At 62.2% G+C, this 22463-nt stretch carries 18 protein-coding genes; 13 read left to right on the top strand and 5 right to left on the bottom strand.

All coding sequences use genetic code 11. The features are described 5' to 3' along the window. The first annotated feature begins 111 nt into the window (after window positions 1-111). From gcvT to gcvP, 3 genes are all read left to right on the top strand, one after another. Window positions 112-1194: a glycine cleavage system aminomethyltransferase GcvT gene (gcvT, locus tag Q9451_RS30275; RefSeq protein WP_012274748.1), complete on the top strand. Its 1083-nt coding sequence runs from the start codon at window positions 112-114 to the stop codon at window positions 1192-1194. Between the two features lie 51 nt (window positions 1195-1245). Then, window positions 1246-1629 (top strand): glycine cleavage system protein GcvH, encoded by a 384-nt coding sequence (gene gcvH, locus Q9451_RS30270; protein ID WP_012274747.1) that lies wholly within the window; start codon window positions 1246-1248, stop codon window positions 1627-1629. Window positions 1630-1761: 132 nt separating this feature from the next. Then, on the top strand, window positions 1762-4635 hold the full coding sequence (gcvP, locus tag Q9451_RS30265; protein WP_012274746.1) for an aminomethyl-transferring glycine dehydrogenase: 2874 nt from the start codon (window positions 1762-1764) through the stop codon (window positions 4633-4635). 51 nt (window positions 4636-4686) lie between these two features. Here gcvP and Q9451_RS30260 read toward each other — a convergent pair whose 3' ends face one another. The 3 genes from Q9451_RS30260 to Q9451_RS30250 all read right to left on the bottom strand — a co-directional run bounded on the left by Q9451_RS30260 (window position 4687) and on the right by Q9451_RS30250 (window position 7179). Continuing rightward, window positions 4687-5001 carry a DUF2388 domain-containing protein gene (locus Q9451_RS30260; RefSeq protein WP_060493205.1) on the bottom strand — a complete coding sequence of 105 codons (315 nt, stop codon included), beginning with the start codon at window positions 4999-5001 and terminating at the stop codon, window positions 4687-4689. A gap of 88 nt (window positions 5002-5089) precedes the next feature. Continuing rightward, entirely contained in the window at window positions 5090-6763 is a 1674-nt protein-coding gene (locus Q9451_RS30255; RefSeq protein ID WP_012274744.1) for a GspE/PulE family protein, read from the bottom strand. A gap of 110 nt (window positions 6764-6873) precedes the next feature. Continuing rightward, window positions 6874-7179 (bottom strand): hypothetical protein, encoded by a 306-nt coding sequence (locus Q9451_RS30250; protein ID WP_012274743.1) that lies wholly within the window; start codon window positions 7177-7179, stop codon window positions 6874-6876. A gap of 126 nt (window positions 7180-7305) precedes the next feature. On the opposite strand from Q9451_RS30250, the gene Q9451_RS30245 reads away from it, so the two are divergent. Then, complete coding sequence (locus tag Q9451_RS30245) at window positions 7306-7776, top strand: Lrp/AsnC family transcriptional regulator (RefSeq protein WP_012274742.1); 471 nt, start codon at window positions 7306-7308, stop codon at window positions 7774-7776. A gap of 173 nt (window positions 7777-7949) precedes the next feature. Here Q9451_RS30245 and Q9451_RS30240 read toward each other — a convergent pair whose 3' ends face one another. Beyond that, window positions 7950-9317: a CYTH domain-containing protein gene (locus Q9451_RS30240; protein WP_012274741.1), complete on the bottom strand. Its 1368-nt coding sequence runs from the start codon at window positions 9315-9317 to the stop codon at window positions 7950-7952. A 117-nt stretch (window positions 9318-9434) separates the two neighbouring features. Between Q9451_RS30240 and argE the strand changes: the two genes are divergently transcribed. Both argE and argA read left to right on the top strand, forming a co-directional pair. Then, a complete protein-coding gene (gene argE / locus Q9451_RS30235; protein ID WP_012274740.1) occupies window positions 9435-10577 on the top strand; it encodes an acetylornithine deacetylase in 1143 nt (380 codons plus the stop codon). 124 nt (window positions 10578-10701) lie between these two features. Further along, a complete protein-coding gene (argA, locus tag Q9451_RS30230) occupies window positions 10702-12000 on the top strand; it encodes an amino-acid N-acetyltransferase (RefSeq protein WP_012274739.1) in 1299 nt (432 codons plus the stop codon). Window positions 12001-12151: 151 nt separating this feature from the next. Here the strand turns inward: argA and Q9451_RS30225 are convergent, their stop codons facing one another. Beyond that, window positions 12152-13528: a glutamine synthetase family protein gene (locus Q9451_RS30225; protein WP_012274738.1), complete on the bottom strand. Its 1377-nt coding sequence runs from the start codon at window positions 13526-13528 to the stop codon at window positions 12152-12154. 574 nt (window positions 13529-14102) lie between these two features. Between Q9451_RS30225 and Q9451_RS30220 the strand changes: the two genes are divergently transcribed. The 7 genes from Q9451_RS30220 to Q9451_RS30190 all read left to right on the top strand — a co-directional run bounded on the left by Q9451_RS30220 (window position 14103) and on the right by Q9451_RS30190 (window position 22402). Further along, window positions 14103-15461 (top strand): glutamine synthetase family protein, encoded by a 1359-nt coding sequence (locus tag Q9451_RS30220; RefSeq protein WP_012274737.1) that lies wholly within the window; start codon window positions 14103-14105, stop codon window positions 15459-15461. Window positions 15462-15509: 48 nt separating this feature from the next. Next, complete coding sequence (locus Q9451_RS30215; RefSeq protein WP_012274736.1) at window positions 15510-16871, top strand: aspartate aminotransferase family protein; 1362 nt, start codon at window positions 15510-15512, stop codon at window positions 16869-16871. A 170-nt stretch (window positions 16872-17041) separates the two neighbouring features. Then, window positions 17042-18139: a polyamine ABC transporter substrate-binding protein gene (locus Q9451_RS30210; RefSeq protein ID WP_012274735.1), complete on the top strand. Its 1098-nt coding sequence runs from the start codon at window positions 17042-17044 to the stop codon at window positions 18137-18139. A 158-nt stretch (window positions 18140-18297) separates the two neighbouring features. Further along, the gene (locus Q9451_RS30205; RefSeq protein WP_012274734.1) at window positions 18298-19392 is read left to right on the top strand and encodes a polyamine ABC transporter substrate-binding protein; all 1095 of its coding nucleotides are present in this window, start codon (window positions 18298-18300) and stop codon (window positions 19390-19392) included. 60 nt (window positions 19393-19452) lie between these two features. Next, entirely contained in the window at window positions 19453-20595 is a 1143-nt protein-coding gene (gene potA / locus Q9451_RS30200; protein WP_012274733.1) for a polyamine ABC transporter ATP-binding protein, read from the top strand. Beyond that, window positions 20592-21512: an ABC transporter permease subunit gene (locus Q9451_RS30195; protein WP_012274732.1), complete on the top strand. Its 921-nt coding sequence runs from the start codon at window positions 20592-20594 to the stop codon at window positions 21510-21512. Before potA ends, Q9451_RS30195 begins: the two co-directional genes overlap by 4 nt. Further along, entirely contained in the window at window positions 21509-22402 is an 894-nt protein-coding gene (locus Q9451_RS30190) for an ABC transporter permease subunit (protein WP_012274731.1), read from the top strand. Before Q9451_RS30195 ends, Q9451_RS30190 begins: the two co-directional genes overlap by 4 nt. Window positions 22403-22463: the final 61 nt, after the last annotated feature.

Raw genomic sequence — 22463 nt, 5'->3', positions numbered from 1 at the left:
GCGACCTTGCGGCTACAATGCGCGGCATTCGCGCGGCGGGTACTTACAACAAGAGCTGACGACCCACGTCATCGACCGCCGCCGCTTCGCCACGCCCGGAAGGAGAAACCCATGGGACAGCGCACGCTTTTGTATGACCTGCACCTGGCGCTAGGCGCCAAGACGGTCGATTTCGGTGGCTGGGACATGCCCCTGCACTATGGCTCGCAGGTCGAGGAGCACCATCAGGTGCGCAGCGACTGCGGCGTCTTCGATGTTTCCCATATGACCGTGATCGATGTCGACGGCACCGATGCCACCGCTTGGCTGCAGCGTTTGCTGGCCAACGACGTGGCCCGCCTCGACGACGTCGGCAAGGCACTGTACAGCCCGCTGCTCCACGAGCAGGGTGGGGTAATCGACGACTTGCTCGTCTACCGCATGGAAAACGGCTACCGCCTGGTCACCAATGCCGCCACCCGAGCCAAAGTGCTCGACTGGTTAGAGCAGCAGCGGGCCGGTTTCGCCGTGAACTTCCAGCCCCGTCCCGACCTGGCCATCCTCGCCATCCAGGGGCCGCATGCCCGCGAAAAGGTCGCCGCTTTGCTCAGCCCTGCACGCGCGGCCCTGATTCGTGAACTGCGCCCGTTCGAAGGCGTCGCCGAAGGTGACTGGTTCATTGCCCGCACCGGGTACACCGGTGAAGACGGCCTGGAGATCATCTTTCCAGGCGATCAAGCAGTGGCCTTCTTCAACGACCTGGTCGGCGCCGGCATTGCCCCGAGCGGCCTTGGCGCCCGCGATACGTTGCGCCTGGAAGCCGGCATGAACCTGTACGGCCAGGACATCGACGAAAACCACACTCCGCTCACTTCCAACCTGGGCTGGAGCATCGCCTGGGAGCCCGCCGAGCGCGACTTCATCGGCCGTGCCGGCCTGTTGGCGGAAATCGAGCGCGGTGTGCAGGAGAAACTGGTCGGTCTGGTGCTGGAAGAGCGCGGCGTGCTGCGTGCCCACCAGGTGGTGCGCGTAGCCGGGATTGGCGAAGGGGAGATCACCAGTGGTAGTTTCTCACCTACGCTGAGCAAGTCCATTGCCCTGGCGCGCGTACCCATGGCGACCGGTGACCGGGCCGAGGTGGAAATTCGCGGCAAATGGTACCCGGTGCGGGTGGTCAAACCGACCTTCGTGCGCCACGGCAAGATCCTGATCTGAACAATTATCAACCGGCGGGCGTACCGCTGAGCCAATCGAGGAATTCAAGACATGAGCAATATCCCCGCCGACCTGCGTTTTGCCGAAAGCCATGAATGGGCTCGCCTGGAAGCCGACGGCAGCGTGACCGTGGGTATCAGCGACCACGCCCAGCAAGCCTTGGGTGACGTGGTGTTCGTCGAGTTGGCCGAAGTCGGCAAGGTATTCGCCGCTGGCGACGCTGCCGGCGTGGTCGAGTCGGTCAAGGCCGCTTCGGACATCTACGCCCCGATCGGTGGCGAAGTGATTGCCGTCAACGAAGAACTGGCCGACAGCCCAGAGCAGCTCAACGAAGAACCGTACGGCGCGTGGATCTTCAAACTGAAGCCAAGCGACAAGGCCGAGCTGGACAAGCTGCTGGACGCTGCTGGTTACGCAGCAGCTATCGGCGAGTAACACCGCGTCGCCTGCTTCGCGGCTTTAGCCGCGAAGAGGCCAGGCCTGTGAGCAAGTTTCCCCGCAGAATCGGCAATCCCTTCCTAGACTTGTAAGTCTCCATGAGACCCGGTCTAGGAAGAGAGCGTCGTCATGTCCCAGTCGCCATCCCTGCATCAACTGCAAGAGCTCAACCCTTTCCTGCGTCGCCACCTGGGCCCCGATGCCGCCGAGCAGCAGGCCATGCTCAAGGTGCTGGGCGTCGCCAGCCGCAACGAGCTGATCGAGCAGACCGTACCGCCTGACATCCGCCTCAATCGCCCCCTCGACCTGCCGGCGGCGCTGGACGAACAGGCCGCCCTGGCCAAGCTCGCCGGTTACGCCGAACAGAACCAGGTGTGGACCAGCCTGATCGGCATGGGCTACCACGGCACCATCACCCCCACGGTCATCCTGCGCAACGTGCTGGAAAACCCCGGCTGGTACACCGCCTACACGCCCTACCAACCGGAAATTGCCCAGGGCCGGCTCGAGGCGCTGCTGAACTTCCAGCAGATGGTCATCGACCTCACCGGCCTGGCCCTGGCCAATGCCTCGCTGCTCGATGAAGCCACCGCCGCCGCCGAGGCCATGGCCCTGGCCAAGCGGGTGGCGCGCAACAAGAGCAACGCGTTCTTCGCCGACGAACACTGCCACCCGCAGACCCTGTCGGTACTCAAGACCCGCGCCGAGGGCTTCGGCTTCGAGCTGATCGTCGATGCTGTGGATAACCTTGCCAATCACGCGGTGTTCGGCGCTTTGCTGCAGTACCCCGACACCCATGGCGAAGTGCGCGACTTGCGCCCGCTGATCGACCAGTTGCACAGCCAACAGGCCCTGGCCTGCGTGGCGGCCGACCTGCTCAGCCTGGTGGTGCTGGCGCCACCGGGGGAACTGGGTGCCGATGTGGTGCTGGGCTCGACCCAGCGCTTTGGTGTGCCGATGGGCTACGGCGGGCCCCACGCGGCCTATTTCGCCTGCCGCGACGACTACAAACGGGCCATGCCGGGGCGCATCATCGGCGTATCGCGCGACGCCCGTGGTAACACGGCATTGCGTATGGCCCTGCAAACCCGCGAGCAGCATATCCGCCGCGAGAAGGCCAACTCCAACATCTGCACGGCCCAGGTGCTGCTGGCCAACATTGCCGGCTTCTACGCGGTGTACCACGGCCCGGAAGGCCTGCAACGCATCGCCCAGCGCGTGCACCGGCTGACCTTCATCCTGGCCGCCGGCCTTGAGGCCAAAGGCATCAAGCGGCTCAACCAGCACTTCTTCGACACCCTTACCCTGGATGTTGGCGGGGCGCAGGCGGCCATCATCGAAAGCGCCGAAGCGGCGCACATCAACCTGCGCATTCTAGGGCGCGGGCATTTGGGCGTGAGCCTGGATGAAACGTGCAACGAGCATACGGTGCTGCGCCTGCTCGATATTTTCCTAGGCGTGGATCACGGCCTGGAAATCGCCGCCCTCGACCAGTTGGCCCTGCCTGAAGGCATTCCCGCCAGCCTGGTACGGCGCACCCCCTTGCTTGCCCACCCGGTATTCAACCTACACCACAGCGAAACCGAGATGCTGCGCTACCTCAAGCAGCTGGAGAACAAGGACCTGGCGCTTAACCAGTCGATGATCCCGCTGGGCTCCTGCACCATGAAACTCAACGCCACCAGCGAGATGATACCCATCACCTGGCCCGGTTTCGCTCACCTGCATCCGTTTGCCCCAGCGTCCCAGGCCAGCGGGTACAAGGCGATGATCGACGAGCTGGAAAGCTGGCTGTGCGCGATCACAGGCTTCGATGCCATCTGCATGCAGCCCAACTCCGGTGCTCAGGGCGAGTACGCCGGCCTGATGGCGATAACCCGCTACCACCGCAGCCGTCACCAGCCGCAGCGCACGTTGTGCCTGATCCCGTCGTCAGCGCACGGTACCAACCCGGCGTCAGCGCAGATGGCTGGCATGGAAGTGGTCATCGTCGATTGCGACAACGATGGCAACGTCGACCTGGCCGACCTCAAGGCCAAAGCCCACGCGGCGGGGGAGCGCCTGTCGTGCCTGATGATCACCTACCCCTCGACCCATGGCGTGTACGAAGAGGGCATACGCGAAATTTGCGAGGTGGTGCACCAGCACGGCGGCCAGGTGTACATGGACGGTGCCAACCTCAATGCCCAGGTGGGCTTGGCGCGCCCGGCGGACATTGGGGCCGATGTTTCGCACATGAACCTGCACAAGACCTTCTGCATCCCCCATGGCGGCGGCGGCCCGGGCATGGGGCCGATTGGTATTCGCGCGCACCTTACGCCGTTCGTCGCCAGCCACCCTGTGGTGCCGGTGCCGGGGTTGGACCCGAACAACAGCGCGGTCAGTGCCGCGCCCTGGGGCAGCGCAAGCATTTTGCCGATCAGCTGGATGTATATCGCCATGATGGGCCCGCAGCTGGCCGATGCCAGCGAGGTAGCGATTCTCTCGGCCAACTACCTGGCCAGCCAGCTGGGAGGTGCTTTCCCGGTGCTCTATCGCGGGCGAAACCAGCGTGTGGCGCATGAGTGCATCCTCGACCTGCGGCCGTTGAAGGCCCTGACCGGCATCAGCGAGGAGGATGTCGCCAAGCGCCTTATGGACTATGGCTTCCATGCGCCGACCATGTCGTTCCCGGTGCCGGGCACGCTGATGGTGGAGCCGACCGAAAGTGAATCGAAGGCCGAGCTGGACCGGTTTGTCGAGGCCATGCTGGCGATTCGGGCGGAAATTGCCGAGGTGCAGGAGGGCAACTGGCCGGCGGAGAACAACCCGCTCAAACATGCGCCGCATACCCTGGCGGATGTACTGGGGGTGTGGGACAGGCCGTATAGCCTGGAGCAGGCAGTGGCACCCAGTGCTCATGCGCGCCAGCATAAGTACTGGCCGGCGGTGAACCGGGTGGACAACGTGTATGGGGACAGGAATTTGTTCTGTGCTTGTGTGCCGGTGGAGGCGTATCGCTGAGTTCGGTGGTGGGTGCGTCGCGGGCGCATGCCCGCGAAGCAGACGACGCGGTTACTCGGCTACCGCATTCTTCGCCAGGATGGCATTGGCCAGCTCCATGTCGGACGCTTGCATCCCCGGGTTCTCTGCCCGTGCCTGGCGCATGGCCGCTTCCAGGAACGGCCCGCGAATCGCGCCTTCGCTGGCGACGAAGCTGCTGGCGTCATCCTGCGCGGCCACGACCAGCTTGTGGTCGCGCGAGGTCAGGTAGCTCGATGCCGTAGTGGCACCGGAAGTCATCACGTTACGCCAGAAGGTATCGGCCATGGCCGAGCCGATAGGCAGCGAGAGCAAGGCAGCGGCGGCGATGGCGGTTTTGAGACGCATGTTGAAACACCTCGAAGGGTGAGGGTTGAAGATGCGCGGTTGGATCTTTTCGGACGAGGCAAGTTCCTTGAATACAAAGGACTTTTCGTCAGTTACAGACGCGTAGCACTTCCTCCGCACGGGTCTGTCCGCTAGCCACCTTTGCTTCTCCGCAGCGACGCAGGTCAACCAGGCCGTCGGCCAGTGCCTGGCGCCGTAAATGTGCCAGGTCGGCGTGAGGACCGATCAATGCACGCAGGCTTTCGCTGGGCTGCAACAGCTCGAACAAGCCCGTGCGCCCATGAAAACCGGTGCCTCGGCAGGTTTGGCAAGTGGCTGATGAACGTGCCTGGCAGTCCGTGCACACGGTGCGCACCAGGCGTTGGGCCATGACCCCGATCAGCGTCGCCTTGATCAGGTAGTCGGCTACGCCCAGCTCAAGCAAGCGTGTGATTGCTGCGCAAGCATCGTTGGTATGCAGGGTCGACAGCACCAGGTGCCCGGTCAGTGCAGCTTGCACCGCCACCAGGGCGGTTTCGCGGTCACGGATTTCGCCGATCATGATGATATCCGGGTCCTGGCGCAGCATGGCCCGCACGCCGTTGGCAAAACCCAGGTCCAGCGCGGGCTGCACCTGCAGCTGGTTGAAGGCAGGGTCGAGGCGCTCGATGGGGTCTTCGATGGTGCACAGGTTGACCTGCGGCGTGGCCAGCAGCTTGAGGCTGGCGTATAGGGTGCTGGTCTTGCCGGAACCGGTGGGGCCAGTCACCAGGATAATGCCCTGGCGCTGGTGCAGCAGGCCTTGCCACTGGGCCAATTGCTGGCCTTGCAGGCCGAGGTGGTCGAAGCCCTCCTGCAGCTGCTGCGGGTCGAACAGGCGCAGCACCAGTTTTTCGCCAAACGGGGTGGGCAGGGTGGATAGCCGCAGCTCCACTTCACCGCCGCCTGGCAGGCGGCTTTGCAGTCTACCGTCCTGCGGCCGGCGCTTTTCTGCCACATCCATGCGGCCCAGGTGTTTCAGGCGGCTGACCAGCGCCAGGGTGACGCTGGCTGGGAAGGCATAGACAGTGTGCAACAGGCCGTCAATGCGGTAACGCAGCTGGCCCTGTTCGCGGCGGGGCTCCAAGTGGACATCGCTGGCGCGCTGTTCAATGGCGTACTGCAGCAGCCAATCGACGATATGCACGATGTGCGCGTCGTCGGCACCGGCCTCGGCCTGGCGCTTGCCCAGTTCCAGCAATTGCTCGAGTTCGCCCAGGCTCGTCGACTGCTGGTACTGCGCGCCTTTTACCGATTGGGCCAGATGCTGAAACGACTGCCCGGACTGGCGGATCTGTAGCGGGCTGGCCAGCACGCGCCGAACCGATCTGCCGAGGCTACGGGCCAGGTCTGCCTGCCAGTCATCCTGATAGGGCTGGGCGCTGGCGACGGTAACGCTGGACGCATCGGCGGCGACGATGAGAATGCCATGGCGCTGGGCGAAGGCAGGGGAGATCAAGCCGGCGACCTGGGGCAGGTCGAGTTGCATGGGGTCGATGCGCAAGTAGGGCTGGCCAACCTTGTTGGCCAGCCATTGGCAGAGGTGGTCCAGGTCCAGGGGTTGGCCGGTGTGGTGGCGGTCTTCCAGGCTGCAAGCAGCGATCTGCTCCAGCGGGTGGCCTGTGGGGTGGGTGGTGGCGTGTTCGAGTACTTGCAAGGTGTCGTTGGCATGCAAGCGCTGGTCGGCGAGCAGAGCTTCGAGCACGCAGTTGAGGTCGAGTGCCGGGCTGTCGGGGGTATGCATGGTGGGCGTCCGTGCCTGATGAGAGCGTGCTGATCAAGGCTAGCCGGGCGGCGCAGAGGCATCGGAGGTGAAAGGTTTCGGGGTTTTGCTGCACAGCCACAGCAGCGCTGTCAGACCGCGGCCAGTTCCACCCGTTGCAGGTTGGTCAGGCTTACTTCGCCAACACACACCAGGTTACGCAGTTTCTGCGCAATCACCTCGGCCCGGTGCCAGCTCAAACCGCCGATGCCGACTTCAATGTTCAGCCAGTCTTCCTGCTGGTTGACCTGTACGCTGTGCGGGGTCAGGAATTGCAGGGCGAACAGGTTGAGCACCCGGCACAGGCTGTCAGGCTCGGCTTCGGCCTGCAGGCGATAGTGCACGGTGCTGTGGGCGTTGTTGGCGGCCCAGGCGTCGGTACGGGGCTGTGCGTTCATGCTGGTCTCCGCAAATGTGGGAGAAATTCTTGCACGTTGGTCGGGGTATTTTTTCGCTATGATTTGATCTTTTCGCGGGCTTTGCGAATTAATCAATTCATAGGTCGCGTATTTGGAGGCATATCAATGCACAGCCAGCTGGACGCCTACGATCGCCGTATTCTCGAACTACTGCAAGAGGACGCTTCACTGTCCAGTGCACAGATCGCCGAGCGCGTGGGGCTTTCGCAATCGCCGTGCTGGCGGCGTATTCAGCGGTTGAAGGAAGAGGGGGTAATTCGCGGGCAGGTAACCTTGCTGGACCGCAAGAAGGTCGGCCTGAACACGCAGATTTTTGCCGAGGTGAAGCTCAATGCTCACGGGCGTTCCAACTTTACCGAATTCACCGAGGCGATCCGCGGGTTTCCGGAGGTGCTGGAGTGTTATGTGCTAATGGGGTCTGTGGACTTTCTGCTGCGCATCGTCACATCGGACATCGAAGCTTACGAGCGCTTCTTCTTCGAAAAGCTGTCGAACGTGCCGGGCATTCAGGAAGTGAACTCGATTGTGGCGCTGTCGGAGATCAAGTCCACCACCAGCCTGCCACTGTCGCGGTGAGGCAGCTTCAAACCTGCTGGCGCGGTCCCTTGTAGGAGCGGCCTTGTGTCGCGATAGGGCCGCAAAGCGGCCCCAGCAATATCAGCTTAATTGCACAAATCCTGGGGGTGCTTCGCACCCCTTTCGCGACACAAGGCCGCTCCTACAAAGGCTGTGTTAGCCTCCAGAGGGGATCAAGCCTTGAGCAGGTGCTTCCAGCCGCGGCTCTGATCCACTGCCCGAGCCTGTTCGATACGCGCTTCCAGCACTTCATCGCTGATCGGCAGTTCGGCCAGCTCATGCAGCTTCTTCAGGTCGCCATACAGGCGGTCCATTTGCGGTGCTTCCAGCACCTGGCGGGCGTGGTGCAGCCAGGCCAGCAGTTGCTCGATACGTGGCAACTGCTCGGCCAGGTCTTCCGGGCGCTGGGTGTACAGTGGCAGCTTCAACGCTCGGCCTTCCTCGCCCAGCAGGTGCCCCAGCCAGCTGGCCAGCTGCGCCTTGCCCTGGCGCTCGCCACGGCCCTTGCGCTCTGTGGTCCAGGCGCGGGCCAGCAGCCAGCGCGAGGTTTCCAGTGAGAACTGGCCCCAGCGTACGTCTTCCAGCTCTTCGGCGAACTGCTCGGGCGCGGCGCGGCGGATATCTTCGTCATCGTTGCCGGCCTGAACCAGCGGGCGCCAGTCTTCGAGCAGCGCGTCAAGGCTGGCGCGCAGGTCGCGGGTGGTCGCGCGCGGTGCCGCCTGGCCCAGGCTGGCGGTGAGGGCACGCAGTTCACTCAGGCACTCGACCCAATCCTGCAGCAGGCGCCAGTGGCCGTTGTGGCGGTACTGCTCGGCAAGGCGCTGGCTGCTGCCCAGCAGCTGCCAGGCCAGGGCGGCATAGGCGTCGTCCAAGGCCATTTCGGCTTCCAGCTCGGTATGCGGCAGGCCCAGTTCGTAGCTGTCCGGCTCCAGCAGTCGGTAGCCGCGCTCGGCCTTGCTGATGTCGCAGGGCATCAGTGGCAGGCTGGCGGCGAGTTCGGCGGCCAGTTCCAGCAATGCTTGCGGGTCACCTTCGCGCAGCTCCAGCTCCAGCTCGCAGATCTCTTCCTTGCGCTTGCCGGCGATCACGAAACCCTGGTCCAGCGCCGCCTCGATCACCACCTTGCTCTTGCCACGGCCCCAGGCGATTTCGGCGTATTCACGGCTGAAGTCGGTGGTGAACAGCGGCTTGATGGTTTTCTTGTCCAGGTTGGCCAACTGCTCGGGCCAGCAAGTGGCGTCCAGCTTTTTCAGGTCGAGCTTGACCTTGTCCAGGTTCCATTCGTACTCGTTGCGCTCGGACAGGCCGGCCACGCTGGTACCGCGGCATTTGAGGGTCTGGATGATGGCGTCGCCATCGCGGCGCAGGCGCAGCGCGACACGGGCGGCGGACAACTCACGCTCGGGGGTGTCGAAGTACTGGTTGAGCAGTTCACGGGTCTGCCAGCCGGACTTGTTGCGCTTTTTCAGCAGAGGGTGCTCGCGCAGGGCGGCAAGGGTCTCGCGGCTGGCGCGGAGCTTCAGTTCGGTTTCTTTGTGCATCACAGACTCGAAAGAGGGGGGCGTGGTTGGCGGAGAGTCTACAGCAGTCCGCCCTCAACGGTTTATTCCAGACAGCGGATAGTCCTATGATGGGCAACGCTTCCGAGGAGTACGCGCATGCCGTTGCCGACGCTGAAAGACCAGTTCGCCGCCTTGATCGCCGCGCCTTCGGTCAGTTGCACCCAGCCCGCGCTGGACCAGTCCAACCGCCAGGTCATCGACCTGCTGGCGGGCTGGCTGGGCGACTTGGGTTTCAGGTGTGACATCCAACAGGTCAGCCCCGGCAAGTTCAACCTGCTGGCCAGTCGCGGCACCGGCCCGGGAGGCCTGGTGCTGGCCGGGCACAGCGATACTGTTCCGTATGACGAACAGCTGTGGGCCAGCGACCCGCTGAAGCTGACCGAGGCCGATGGCCGTTGGGTTGGCTTGGGCAGCTGCGACATGAAGGGCTTCTTCGCCCTGGTCATCGAAGCGGTCATCCCGCTGCTGGAGCACGACTTCAAGCAGCCGCTGTTGATCCTCGCTACCTGTGACGAAGAAAGCTCCATGTCCGGCGCCCGCGCCCTGGCCGAGGCCGGCCAGCCTCTTGGTCGTGCGGCGGTTATCGGTGAGCCTACCGGGCTGCGGCCGATCCGCATGCACAAGGGCATTCTCATGGACCGCATCGACATCCTTGGGCGCAGCGGCCATTCGTCGGACCCAAGCCTGGGCCGCAGCGCCATGGAAGCCATGCACGCGGTGATGGGCGAGCTGATGGGCCTGCGCCAGCAATGGCAGCAAACCTACCGCAACCCGCAGTTCACCGTGCCGACCCCGACCCTGAACTTTGGTTGCATCCACGGGGGTGACAACCCCAACCGTATCTGCGGCCAATGTGCCCTGGAATTCGACCTGCGGCCGCTGCCGGGCATGGACGTGGAGCAACTGCGCGCGGCCATTCGCGAAAAGCTGGTGCCCGTGGCGGAGCGTCATGATGTACGCATCGACTACGCGCCACTGTTCCCGGAGGTGCCGCCGTTCGAACAGGCCGCCGATGCCGAGCTGGTACACGTCGCGGAACGGCTGACCGGCCACCGCGCCGAAGCGGTGGCGTTCGGCACCGAAGCGCCTTATCTTCAGCAGCTGGGTTGCCAGACCATCGTGCTGGGCCCTGGCGACATCGCCTGTGCCCACCAGCCCGGCGAATACCTTGAAATGTCACGAATCGAGCCTACCGTGCGTCTATTGCGTGACTTGATTCGGCACTATTGCCTGCACTAAACGTCAATCGAACTGATTCGTTCCTGCCTAGAGGAGACCGCGCGTGACCGCAAGCCTGTTCCGACGATGATTCTGAACGCCCCCTGTATCGCCGTTCTCCGTCCACTTATCCACAGGCCCTGTCATGCCCGATTACGTCAACTGGCTGCGTCATGCCTCCCCGTACATCAATGCCCATCGCGACTGCACCTTCGTGGTCATGCTCCCTGGCGATGGGGTGGAGCACCCTAACTTCGGCAATATCGTCCACGACCTGGTACTGCTGCACAGCCTGGGCGTGCGCCTGGTGCTGGTACATGGTTCGCGCCCACAGATCGAAAGCCGCCTGGCCGATCGCGGCCTGACCCCGCACTACCATCGGGGCATGCGCATTACCGATGCCGCCACGCTGGACTGCGTGATCGATGCTGTCGGCGCCCTGCGCCTGGCCATCGAAGCGCGCCTGTCGATGGATATCGCCGCTTCGCCCATGCAGGGCTCGCGCTTGCGCGTGGCATCCGGCAACCTGGTGACCGCACGGCCGATTGGCGTGCTTGAAGGGGTTGATTACCACCACACCGGTGAAGTGCGCCGGGTCGACCGCAAGGGCATCAGCCGTCTGCTCGACGAGCGTTCCATCGTCCTGTTGTCGCCCCTGGGCTACTCGCCTACCGGGGAAATTTTCAACCTGGCCTGCGAAGACGTGGCTACCCGTGCGGCCATCGAGCTGGGCGCCGACAAGTTGCTGTTGTTCGGCGCCGAGCCTGGCCTGCTGGACGCCGACGGTAAACTGGTGCGCGAACTGCGCCCGCAGCAGGTTGCCCCGCATCTGCAGCGCCTGGGCAGCGATTACCAGGGCGAACTGCTGGATGCCGCAGCCGAGGCCTGCAAAGGCGGCGTGGCACGTAGCCATATCGTCAGCTATGCCGAGGATGGTGCGCTGCTGACCGAGCTGTTCACCCGTGGTGGTGGCGGTACGCTGGTGTCGCAGGAGCAGTTCGAAGTGGTGCGCGAGGCGAGCATCGAGGACGTTGGCGGCTTGCTGGAGTTGATCAGCCCGCTGGAAGAACAGGGCATTCTGGTGCGCCGTTCGCGCGAGGTGCTGGAGCGCGAGATCGAACAGTTCAGCGTGGTCGAGCGTGAAGGCATGATCATCGCCTGTGCGGCGCTGTACCCGATTGCCGATTCCGAGGCGGGGGAGCTGGCGTGCCTGGCAGTGAACCCGGAGTACCGCCATGGTGGGCGTGGGGACGAGCTGCTGGAGCGCATCGAGAGCCGGGCGCGGCAGATGGGCTTGAATACCTTGTTTGTGCTCACAACGCGCACTGCGCACTGGTTCCGCGAGCGCGGCTTTGCGCCGAGTGGGGTAGAGCGGCTGCCGGCGGCGCGGGCTTCGCTGTACAACTACCAGCGTAATTCGAAGATTTTCGAGAAGGCCCTGTAAACCTGTGCCGGCCTCTTCGCGGGTGAACCCGCTCCCACAGGATCTTCACCGGACCTGAGGCTGGCGCTATCCCTGTGGGAGCGGGTTTACCCGCGAAGCAGGCGACACGGCCTGGAATGAAAAACGCCGCCCTTGTGGGCGGCGTTTTCGTTTACACGGTATGCAGGTACCAGTTGTACTCGAGGTCGGAGATCGAGTGTTCGAACTCCTCCAGCTCGCTCTCCTTGCACGCGACAAAGATGTCGATGTACTTAGGATCGATGTACTTGTTGAGGATCTCGCTGTCGTCCAACTCGCGCAGGGCATCACGCAGGTTGTTCGGCAGGCTCTGCTCCAGCTGCTCGTACGAGTTGCCTTCGATCGGCGCGCCTGGCTCGATCTTGTTGGTCAGGCCATGGTGCACGCCTGCCAGCACGGCAGCCATCATCAGGTACGGGTTGGCGTCGGCACCGGCCACGCGGTGCTCGAGACGTACAGCGTCCGCCGAGCCGGTTGGCACGCGCAGTGCGACAGTGCGGTTGTCCAGGCCCCAGCTTGGCGCGTTCGGCACGTAGAACTGTGCGCCAAAGCGGCGGTACGAGTTGACGTTCGGGCAAAGGAACGCCATGGACGCGGGCAGGGTCTCGAGCACACCGCCGACAGCATGACGTAGCGCGGCGTTCTGCTCGGGATCCTCGCTGGTGAAGATGTTGTTGCCATCTTTGTCCAGCACGGAAATGTGTACATGCAGGCCGTTGCCTGCCTGGCCCGGGTAGGGCTTGGCCATGAAGGTGGTGTCCATTTCATGGTCGTAGGCGATGTTCTTGATCAACCGCTTGAGCAGTACCGCGTAGTCGCAGGCCTTGAGCGGGTCGGCCACGTGGTGCAGGTTGACTTCGAACTGCGCCGGGGCGCTTTCCTTGACGATGGCGTCGGCTGGGATGCCTTGCTCTTTCGCGCCTTCGAGGATGTCCTGCAGGCAGTCGGCATATTCGTCGAGGTCGTCGATCAGGTACACCTGGGTCGACTGCGGGCGCTTACCCGAAATTGGCGAGCGTGGTGGCTGCGGGCGGCCGTTCACGTTCTCCTGGTCGATCAGGTAGAACTCCAGTTCGAATGCGGCGCAGATAGTCAGGCCCAATTCATCGAACTTGCTCACCACCTGACGCAGCACTTCGCGTGGGTCGGCGAAGAATGGCTCGCCTTCCAGTTCGTGCATGGTCATCAGCAGCTGGGCGGTGGGGCGTTTTTGCCACGGCTCGTTACAGAGCGTGTCGGGGATTGGATAGCAGATGCGGTCAGCATCGCCGATGTCCAGGCCCAGCCCGGTACTTTCGACGGTGGAACCGTTGATGTCCAGGGCGAAGAGGGAGGCCGGCAGGTTGATGCCTTTCTCGTAAACCTTGTGGAGGCTGGTGCGCTCAATGCGCTTGCCACGCACCACACCATTCATATCTGCAATCAGAAGGTCAACGTAGAGAACCTCAGGATGTTCCTTAAGGAACGCGTTCGCTTCGTTAAGCTGAACGGCACGCGGGGGTACCGACATGATGCAACACCTTTGTTGTTAAAAATATCAATCAAGGGGGGCTTGCAGGACCAGTCAATCGAAAAGCCATACTGATGTCAAGCCAACCCCATGATGCCCTGAAATGGCACATCTACGGCAGATTTGCTGCATATCGGGGCAAAGCATTATCCGCTATTTACCGCGTAAAGGGCTATCTCCGGTGCACCGTGTTTTATTTTTTACGGAGGTGTTGTGTAAAAAAATGAACAAGGCTAAGCTCGGTCTCAACCCAGAACACAATAATACGAGGGTCACATGGTCCGCTTGCCGCGACCTGAAAGCACTGCCTGCGCGGTGTCATCAGGTACATCCGTCGTTTTTGCAAGCATCGTCAATGGCGTGGTCGCCCTGGCCGCAATAATTGACGTTTGGTGCTCCCAGGCCCGCCCTCGTAGCGGCTTGCCGCCCTTCGTTTCGTCTTCCTGCCTTTCGAACTCATTACGGACACAGCTGATTTCAGTGTATCCACTGTGGCTCTGCGCGTGGGTTTTTGCTTTAGCAATCTACTCCATCCAGAATCAAGACGTGGACCACCTTACCTCCTGAGGTATTTATGAGTAACAACCTCGACCAGCTCACCGATTGGTTGAAAGAGCACAAGATCACCGAAGTCGAATGCATGATCAGTGACCTGACCGGCATCACGCGCGGCAAGATTTCGCCCACCAACAAATTCATCGCCGAAAAAGGCATGCGCCTGCCCGAGAGCGTGTTGCTGCAGACGGTGACCGGCGACTACGTCGACGACGACATCTATTACGAACTGCTCGACCCGGCCGACATCGACATGATCTGCCGCCCCGACGAAAACGCCGTGTTCCTTGTACCGTGGGCCATCGAGCCGACCGCCCAGGTCATCCACGACACCTACGACAAAAAGGGCAACCCGGTCGAACTGTCGCCGCGCAACGTGCTGAAGAAAGTCCTGCAGCTGTACGCCGACAAGGGCTGGCAGCCGATCGTCGCGCCCGAGATGGAGTTCTACCTGACCAAGCGCAGCGAAGACCCGGACTTCCCGCTGCAGCCCCCGGTAGGCCGCTCCGGCCGCCCAGAGACCGGCCGTCAGTCGTTCTCCATCGAAGCCGCCAACGAATTCGACCCGCTGTTCGAAGACGTCTACGACTGGTGCGAACTGCAGCAGCTGGACCTCGACACGCTGATCCACGAAGACGGCACGGCGCAGATGGAAATCAACTTCCGTCACGGCGACGCCCTGCACCTGGCCGACCAGATTCTGGTGTTCAAGCGCACCATGCGCGAGGCGGCGCTCAAGCACAACGTGGCCGCCACCTTCATGGCCAAGCCGATGACCGGCGAGCCGGGCAGTGCCATGCACCTGCACCAGAGCGTGGTCGATGTGGCTACCGGCAAGAACATCTTCAGCAATGAAGACGGCAGCATGAGCGCGCTATTCCTCAACCACATTGGTGGCCTGCAGAAGTTCATCCCCGAGGCGCTGCCGCTGTTCGCGCCCAACGTCAACTCGTTCCGCCGCTTCCTGCCCGACACCTCGGCGCCGGTGAACGTGGAGTGGGGCGAAGAAAACCGCACGGTCGGCTTGCGCGTACCGGATGCCGGCCCGCAAAGCCGCCGGGTCGAGAACCGCCTGCCGGGCGCCGACGCCAACCCTTACCTGGCCATCGCCGCCAGCTTGCTGTGTGGCTACATCGGTATGGTCGAAGGCATCGAGGCCAGCGCGCCGGTACAGGGCCGTGGTTATGAGCGCCGCAACCTGCGCCTGCCACTGACCATCGAAGATGCCTTGGAACGCATGGAAAACAGCCGTGCGCTGGTGCAATACCTGGGCAAAAAATTCATTACCGGATATGTCGCCACCAAGCGCGCCGAGCACGAAAACTTCAAACGCGTCATCAGTTCGTGGGAGCGTGAGTTCCTGCTGTTCGCTGTCTGATCAACCCTGGTGCCGCAGGAGCGCGGCGGTCGAATTACGGAGAAGCACATGAGCGTCAACAACCCGCAAACCCGTGAATGGCAAACCCTCAGTGGGGAGCATCACCTCGCCCCCTTCAGTGACTACAAGCAACTGAAGGAGAAGGGGCCGCGCATCATCACCAAGGCCCAGGGTGTGCATTTGTGGGACAGCGAGGGCCACAAGATTCTCGACGGCATGGCCGGCCTGTGGTGCGTGGCGGTCGGTTATGGCCGCGAGGAACTGGTACAGGCGGCCGAGAAGCAGATGCGCGAGCTGCCGTACTACAACCTGTTCTTCCAGACCGCTCACCCGCCGGCGCTTGAGCTGGCCAAGGCGATCACCGATGTGGCGCCGCAAGGCATGACCCATGTGTTCTTCACCGGCTCCGGCTCCGAAGGCAACGACACCGTGCTGCGCATGGTGCGCCACTACTGGGCGCTGAAGGGCAAGCCGCACAAGCAGACCATCATCGGCCGTATCAATGGCTACCACGGTTCCACCTTCGCCGGTGCCTGCTTGGGTGGCATGAGCGGCATGCATGAGCAGGGCGGCCTGCCGATCCCGGGCATCGTGCACATCCCGCAGCCGTACTGGTTCGGCGAAGGCGGCGACATGACCCCGGATGCGTTCGGTGTGTGGGCAGCCGAGCAGTTGGAGAAGAAAATTCTCGAAGTGGGCGAAGACAACGTCGCCGCCTTCATCGCCGAGCCTATCCAGGGCGCAGGCGGCGTGATCATCCCGCCGGAAACCTACTGGCCGAAGGTGAAGGAGATTCTCGCCAAGTACGACATCCTGTTCGTCGCCGACGAAGTGATTTGCGGTTTTGGCCGTACCGGCGAGTGGTTCGGCTCAGACTACTACGACCTCAAACCCGACCTGATGACCATCGCCAAGGGCCTGACCTCCGGTTACATCCCCATGGGCGGTGTGATCGTGCGTGACACCGTGGCCAAGGTGATCAGCGAAGGCGGCGATTTCAACCACGGCTTCACTTACTCCGGCCACCCGGTGGCGGCCGCGGTGGGCCTGGAAAACCTGCGCATCCTGCGCGACGAGAAAATTGTCGAGAAGGCGCGCACAGAAGCGGCACCGTATTTGCAAAAGCGTTTGCGTGAACTGCAGGACCACCCGCTGGTGGGTGAAGTACGCGGCCTGGGCATGCTCGGTGCGATCGAGCTGGTGAAGGACAAGGCCACCCGCAGCCGTTACGAAGGCAAGGGCGTGGGCATGATCTGCCGCACCTTCTGCTTCGACAACGGCCTGATCATGCGTGCGGTGGGTGACACCATGATCATCGCGCCGCCGCTGGTCATCAGCCACGCGGAGATCGACGAGCTGGTGGAAAAGGCGCGCAAATGCCTCGATTTGACCCTTGAGGCGATCAACTGAGCACCTGCTAGGCTAGCGATGTGACATTAAGTCGTTACAGGGTCCTGCTTTCCTTGATACAGGGCCTTGTAACTTGCCAGACTAGCGACTGTTTCAGTCGCCGCGCGCTCTGCACCGTAGGTCCTGGCTGCTGAACAGATGGCTAAATAAAAAATTCTGGAGCATGACGCATGAATAAAATGGGCAAGACGTTGCTGGCCGCAGCCCTGATGGGTGCCATGGCTACTGCTGCACAGGCTGACGACAAGGTGTTGAACGTCTACAACTGGTCGGACTACATCGCGCCGGACACCATCGCCAAGTTCGAAAAGCAGACCGGTATCAAGGTCAAGTACGACGTCTTCGACAGCAACGAAACCCTGGAAGCCAAGCTGCTGGCAGGTAAGTCGGGCTATGACATCGTCGTGCCCTCGAACAACTTCCTGGCCAAGCAGATCAAGGCGGGTGTGTACGAGGAACTGGACCGTTCGAAACTGCCGAACTGGAAAAACCTCGACCCCGACCTGCTCAAGGCCGTTGGCGATGCCAGCGACAAGGACAACAAGCACGCCTTCCCGTACATGTGGGGTTCCATCGGCATCGGCTACAACCCGGAGAAGGTCAAGGCCGCGCTGGGTGTCGACCACATCGACTCGTGGGACGCCGTGTTCAAGCCTGAGAACATCGCCAAGCTCAAGAGCTGCGGCGTAAGCTTCCTGGATGCCCCGACCGAAATGCTGCCGGCCGCACTGCACTACCTGGGCCTGCCGAGCAACAGCACCAAGAAAGAAGACCTGAAGGCCGCCGAGGACCTGTTCCTCAAGGTCCGTCCTTCGATCACCTACTTCCACTCGTCCAAGTACATTGGCGACCTGGCCAACGGCAACATCTGCGTGGCCGTCGGTTATTCGGGTGACGTCGAGCAGGCCAAGGCCCGTGCCCACGAAGCCGGCGACAAGATCAAAGTGGACTACATCATTCCGAAAGAAGGTGCCGGTACTTTCTACGACATGGTCGCCATCCCGAAAGATGCCGAGCATAAAGACGCTGCCTACCAGTTCATGGACTTCCTGATGCAGCCAGAAGTCATGGCTGAAATCACCAACGCCGTGCGCTTCCCGAACGGCAATGCTGCGGCTACCCAGTTCGTGGACAAGGACATTACCAGCGACCCGAGCATCTACCCGCCTGCCGAAGTGAAGAAGCAGCTGTACGCAATCGCTGCGCCTGAAGCTTCTGCCCAGCGTGTGATCACCCGCAGCTGGACCAAGATCAAGTCGGGCAAGTAAGCCCGATGCGGCACCTCTGGGCCGGGGATTTCCGGCTCAGAGCCAGTGAAAGGCAATTGATGATTGCGGCATCGAAGCTGCGAAGGTAAGTTGCGCGCCGGTTTTGCGTGTGCGGCAGCACTGTCGCTACCCAGGCACTGATTGTGAGGACCACCCACTTGTCTATTTCTGTATTCCGCAAGGCCTTGATGGCCGGCGCGGGCCTGACGCTGGCATGCAGCGTCCAAGCGGCGCCAACGGTGCATCTCTATAACTGGTCCGACTACATCGGCCCGACCACACTCGCGGACTTCGAGAAAGCCACGGGCATCAAGCCCGTGCAGGACGTGTTCGACTCCAACGAAACCCTGGAAGGCAAACTGCTGGCCGGTAACACCGGCTATGACGTAGTGGTGCCGTCCAACCATTTCCTCGGCAAGCAGATCAAGGCGGGCGCGTTCCAGAAGCTCGACAAGAACCTGCTGCCCAATTATGCCAACCTCGACCCGGCGTTGATGAAGCGCCTGGAAAAGAACGATCCAGGCAACCAGTACGCCGTGCCTTACCTGTGGGGCACCAACGGCATCGGTTACAACGTCGACAAGGTGAAGGCCGCGCTGGGCGTGGACACCATCGACTCCTGGGCCGTCTTGTTCGAGCCCGAGAACATGAAGAAGCTCGCCAAGTGCGGTGTGGCCTTCCTCGACTCGGCGGACGAAATGCTCCCGGCGGTGCTCAACTACATGGGCCTCGACCCCAACAGCACCGACCCCAAGGATTACGCCAAGGCCGAGCAGAAGCTGCTGGCGGTGCGCCCGTACGTGACCTACTTCCACTCGTCCAAGTACATCACCGACCTGGCCAACGGCGACATTTGCGTCGCGGCAGGGTTCTCGGGTGATGTGTTCCAGGCCAAGGCCCGAGCTGAAGAAGCGAAGAAGGGCGTGAACCTGGCCTACGCCATTCCCAAGGAAGGCGGCAACCTCTGGTTCGACGTGCTGGCGATCCCCAAGGACGCCAAGAACGTCAAAGAGGCGCATGCCTTCATCAACTATTTGCTGAAACCTGAGGTTATCGCCCAGGTCAGCGATTACGTCGGTTACGCCAACCCGAACCCCAAGGCTGGCGACCTGATGGACCAGGCCGTGAGGACCGACGCTGCGGTTTACCCACCGCAGGATGTGCTGGACAAGATGTTCGTGAATTCAGAGTTGCCGCCCAAGGTGCAACGTTTGATGACCCGTAGCTGGACCAAGGTCAAGTCGGGCAAGTAACAATCCAGGCCCGCCGTCCAAGCAGGGGCGGGCACACAAATCTTGTTGGGAGTTTCACTCATGGCAGTTGCCTCCGGTGCCTATAAGAAAGCCCTCGAGGGTGGCCAGCAACCCAAGCAGGTGCTGGTCAAAATCGACCGGGTCACGAAGAAGTTCGACGAAACCATCGCCGTAGAGGATGTGTCCCTGGAAATCCGCAAGGGTGAGATCTTCGCCCTGCTGGGTGGCTCCGGATCCGGCAAGTCCACCTTGCTGCGCATGCTGGCCGGCTTCGAGCGCCCAACCGAAGGGCGGATTTTCCTCGATGGCGTCGACATCACCGATATGCCGCCCTACGAGCGGCCGATCAACATGATGTTCCAGTCCTACGCGCTGTTCCCGCATATGACCGTGGCGCAGAACATCGCCTTCGGCCTGCAGCAGGACAAGATGCCCAAGGCCGAGATCGATGCCCGTGTGGCCGAGATGCTCAAGCTGGTGCACATGACCCAGTACGCCAAGCGCAAGCCGCACCAGTTGTCGGGTGGCCAGCGTCAGCGTGTGGCGTTGGCCCGCTCGCTGGCCAAGCGCCCCAAGCTGCTGCTGCTCGACGAGCCAATGGGTGCGCTGGACAAGAAACTGCGTTCGCAGATGCAGCTGGAACTGGTGGAGATCATCGAGCGCGTAGGCGTGACCTGCGTGATGGTGACCCACGACCAGGAAGAGGCCATGACCATGGCCCAGCGCATCGCCATCATGCACCTGGGCTGGATCGCCCAGATCGGCTCGCCGGTGGACATCTACGAGACGCCTACCAGCCGCCTGGTGTGCGAATTCATCGGTAACGTCAACCTGTTCGAAGGTGAAGTGGTCGACGACGCCGAAGGCCACGCGATCATTGCCAGCCCGGAGCTGGAGCGCAAGATCTACGTGGGCCACGGCATCACCACCTCGGTGGAAGACAAGCACATCACCTACGCCTTGCGCCCGGAAAAGATGCTGGTCACCACCCAGCAGCCGACCTGCGAGCACAACTGGTCGCGCGGCAAGGTCCACGACATCGCCTACCTGGGCGGCCACTCGGTGTTCTACGTCGAGCTGCCGAGCGGCAAGGTTGTCCAGTCGTTCGTCGCCAACGCCGAACGCCAGGGCACTCGTCCGACCTGGGGCGATGAAGTGTACGTATGGTGGGAAGACGACAGCGGCGTGGTACTGCGGTCATGAAACTGCGCAAGCTCAAGCGAGCCTTCCAGCGCCTGGTCCCGGAGGGGCGGCACCTGGTGATCGGCGTGCCGTTCATCTGGCTGTTCCTGTTCTTCATGCTGCCGTTCTTCATTGTCCTGAAGATCAGTTTTGCCGAAGCCGACGTGGCGATCCCGCCGTATACCGAGATCTACACCTACGTCGAAGACAAGATTCAGTTGGTGCTCAACCTGGCCAACTATGGGCTGTTGACCGAGGATGAGCTGTATATCTCGGCCTACCTGGGGTCGTTGAAGATGGCCTTCTTCAGCACCATTCTGTGCCTGCTGATCGGCTTCCCGATGGCCTACGCCATTGCCAACGCCAAGAAGGAGACCCAGACGGTCCTGCTGCTGCTGATCATGATGCCGACCTGGACCGCGATCCTGATCCGCGTCTATGCCTGGATGGGCATCCTCAGCAACAACGGCTTGCTCAACGGTTTCCTGATGTGGACTGGGCTGATCGACCAGCCACTGCAGATCCTCAACACCAACCTGGCGGTGTACATCGGCGTGGTCTATTCGTACCTGCCGTTCATGATCCTGCCGCTGTTTGCCAACCTGGTTAAGCATGACCCTTCGTTGCTGGAGGCTGCTTCTGACCTGGGGTCGAGCACCTTCAACAGCTTCTGGAAAATCACCGTGCCGCTGTCGAAGAACGGCATCATCGCCGGCTGCATGCTGGTGTTCATCCCGGTGGTGGGCGAGTTCGTGATCCCTGAACTGCTCGGCGGCCCGGAAACCCTGATGATCGGTAAAGTGCTGTGGCAGGAGTTCTTCAACAACCGTGACTGGCCGGTGGCGTCTGCATTGGCGGTGGTGATGCTGGCGATCCTGATCGTGCCGATCCTGCTGTTCAACCGCAGCCAGGCCAAAGAAATGGAGGGCCGCGCATGAAACGCTTCAGTTTCTCCAAGCTGATGCTGGTGCTCGGCTTGCTGTTCATCTACCTGCCGATGCTGATCCTGGTGATCTACTCGTTCAACGCCTCCAAGCTGGTGACGGTGTGGGGCGGCTGGTCGATCAAATGGTACGTCGGCCTGCTCGACAACACCCAGCTGATGGGTTCGGTGATGCGCTCGCTCGAAATCGCCTGCTACACGGCGGTGGCGGCGGTGGCGCTGGGTACCCTGGCAGCCTTCGTGCTGACCCGGGTCACCCGCTTCAAGGGCCGCACGCTGTTCGGTGGCCTGGTTACCGCGCCGCTGGTAATGCCTGAAGTGATCACCGGTCTGTCTCTGTTGCTGCTGTTCGTGGCCATGGCGCAGATGATCGGCTGGCCGCAGGAGCGCGGTATCGTCACCATCTGGATTGCCCACACCACGTTCTGTGCGGCGTATGTGGCGGTAGTGGTGTCGGCACGCCTGCGTGAGCTGGACCTGTCGATCGAGGAAGCGGCGATGGACCTGGGTGCCAAGCCGTGGAAGGTGTTCTTCCTGATCACCATCCCGATGATCGCGCCATCGCTGGCGGCGGGCGGCATGATGTCGTTCGCCCTGTCGCTGGATGACCTGGTGTTGGCCAGCTTCGTATCCGGCCCAGGTTCGACCACCTTGCCGATGGAAGTGTTCTCGGCGGTGCGCTTGGGCGTGAAGCCAGAGATCAACGCCGTGGCCAGTCTGATTCTGCTGTCGGTGTCGCTGGTGACCTTCTTTGTCTGGTACTTCAGCCGCCGGAGCGAAGAGCGTCGTCGCAAGGCGATTCAGCAGGCGATCGAAGAGGGTGCTGCGGCCAACGCCTCGCAGCCACAGGTCAAGCGCCCGGCTCAGGTTGCGGCTTCGGCCTGACCCGGCCCTTTCGCGGGTAAACCCGCTCCCACAGGGTCATGTGCAGTCTTCAAGACCTGCG

This window comes from Pseudomonas sp. NY8896, assembly GCF_039634505.1.
Note: the sequence above shows the minus strand (reverse complement) of the source record. Positions and strands in the feature narration are given on the sequence as shown.

Excerpts from the sequence above, each read along its gene's own strand:
- gcvT (WP_012274748.1), top strand. The coding sequence starts at position 112 with ATGGGACAGCGCACGCTTTTGTATGACCTGCACCTGGCGCTAGGCGCC.
- gcvH (WP_012274747.1), top strand. The coding sequence starts at position 1,246 with ATGAGCAATATCCCCGCCGACCTGCGTTTTGCCGAAAGCCATGAATGG.
- gcvP (WP_012274746.1), top strand. The coding sequence starts at position 1,762 with ATGTCCCAGTCGCCATCCCTGCATCAACTGCAAGAGCTCAACCCTTTC.
- Q9451_RS30260 (WP_060493205.1), bottom strand. The coding sequence starts at position 5,001 with ATGCGTCTCAAAACCGCCATCGCCGCCGCTGCCTTGCTCTCGCTGCCT.
- Q9451_RS30255 (WP_012274744.1), bottom strand. The coding sequence starts at position 6,763 with ATGCATACCCCCGACAGCCCGGCACTCGACCTCAACTGCGTGCTCGAA.
- Q9451_RS30250 (WP_012274743.1), bottom strand. The coding sequence starts at position 7,179 with ATGAACGCACAGCCCCGTACCGACGCCTGGGCCGCCAACAACGCCCAC.
- Q9451_RS30245 (WP_012274742.1), top strand. The coding sequence starts at position 7,306 with ATGCACAGCCAGCTGGACGCCTACGATCGCCGTATTCTCGAACTACTG.
- Q9451_RS30240 (WP_012274741.1), bottom strand. The coding sequence starts at position 9,317 with ATGCACAAAGAAACCGAACTGAAGCTCCGCGCCAGCCGCGAGACCCTT.
- argE (WP_012274740.1), top strand. The coding sequence starts at position 9,435 with ATGCCGTTGCCGACGCTGAAAGACCAGTTCGCCGCCTTGATCGCCGCG.
- argA (WP_012274739.1), top strand. The coding sequence starts at position 10,702 with ATGCCCGATTACGTCAACTGGCTGCGTCATGCCTCCCCGTACATCAAT.
- Q9451_RS30225 (WP_012274738.1), bottom strand. The coding sequence starts at position 13,528 with ATGTCGGTACCCCCGCGTGCCGTTCAGCTTAACGAAGCGAACGCGTTC.
- Q9451_RS30220 (WP_012274737.1), top strand. The coding sequence starts at position 14,103 with ATGAGTAACAACCTCGACCAGCTCACCGATTGGTTGAAAGAGCACAAG.
- Q9451_RS30215 (WP_012274736.1), top strand. The coding sequence starts at position 15,510 with ATGAGCGTCAACAACCCGCAAACCCGTGAATGGCAAACCCTCAGTGGG.
- Q9451_RS30210 (WP_012274735.1), top strand. The coding sequence starts at position 17,042 with ATGAATAAAATGGGCAAGACGTTGCTGGCCGCAGCCCTGATGGGTGCC.
- potA (WP_012274733.1), top strand. The coding sequence starts at position 19,453 with ATGGCAGTTGCCTCCGGTGCCTATAAGAAAGCCCTCGAGGGTGGCCAG.
- Q9451_RS30195 (WP_012274732.1), top strand. The coding sequence starts at position 20,592 with ATGAAACTGCGCAAGCTCAAGCGAGCCTTCCAGCGCCTGGTCCCGGAG.
- Q9451_RS30190 (WP_012274731.1), top strand. The coding sequence starts at position 21,509 with ATGAAACGCTTCAGTTTCTCCAAGCTGATGCTGGTGCTCGGCTTGCTG.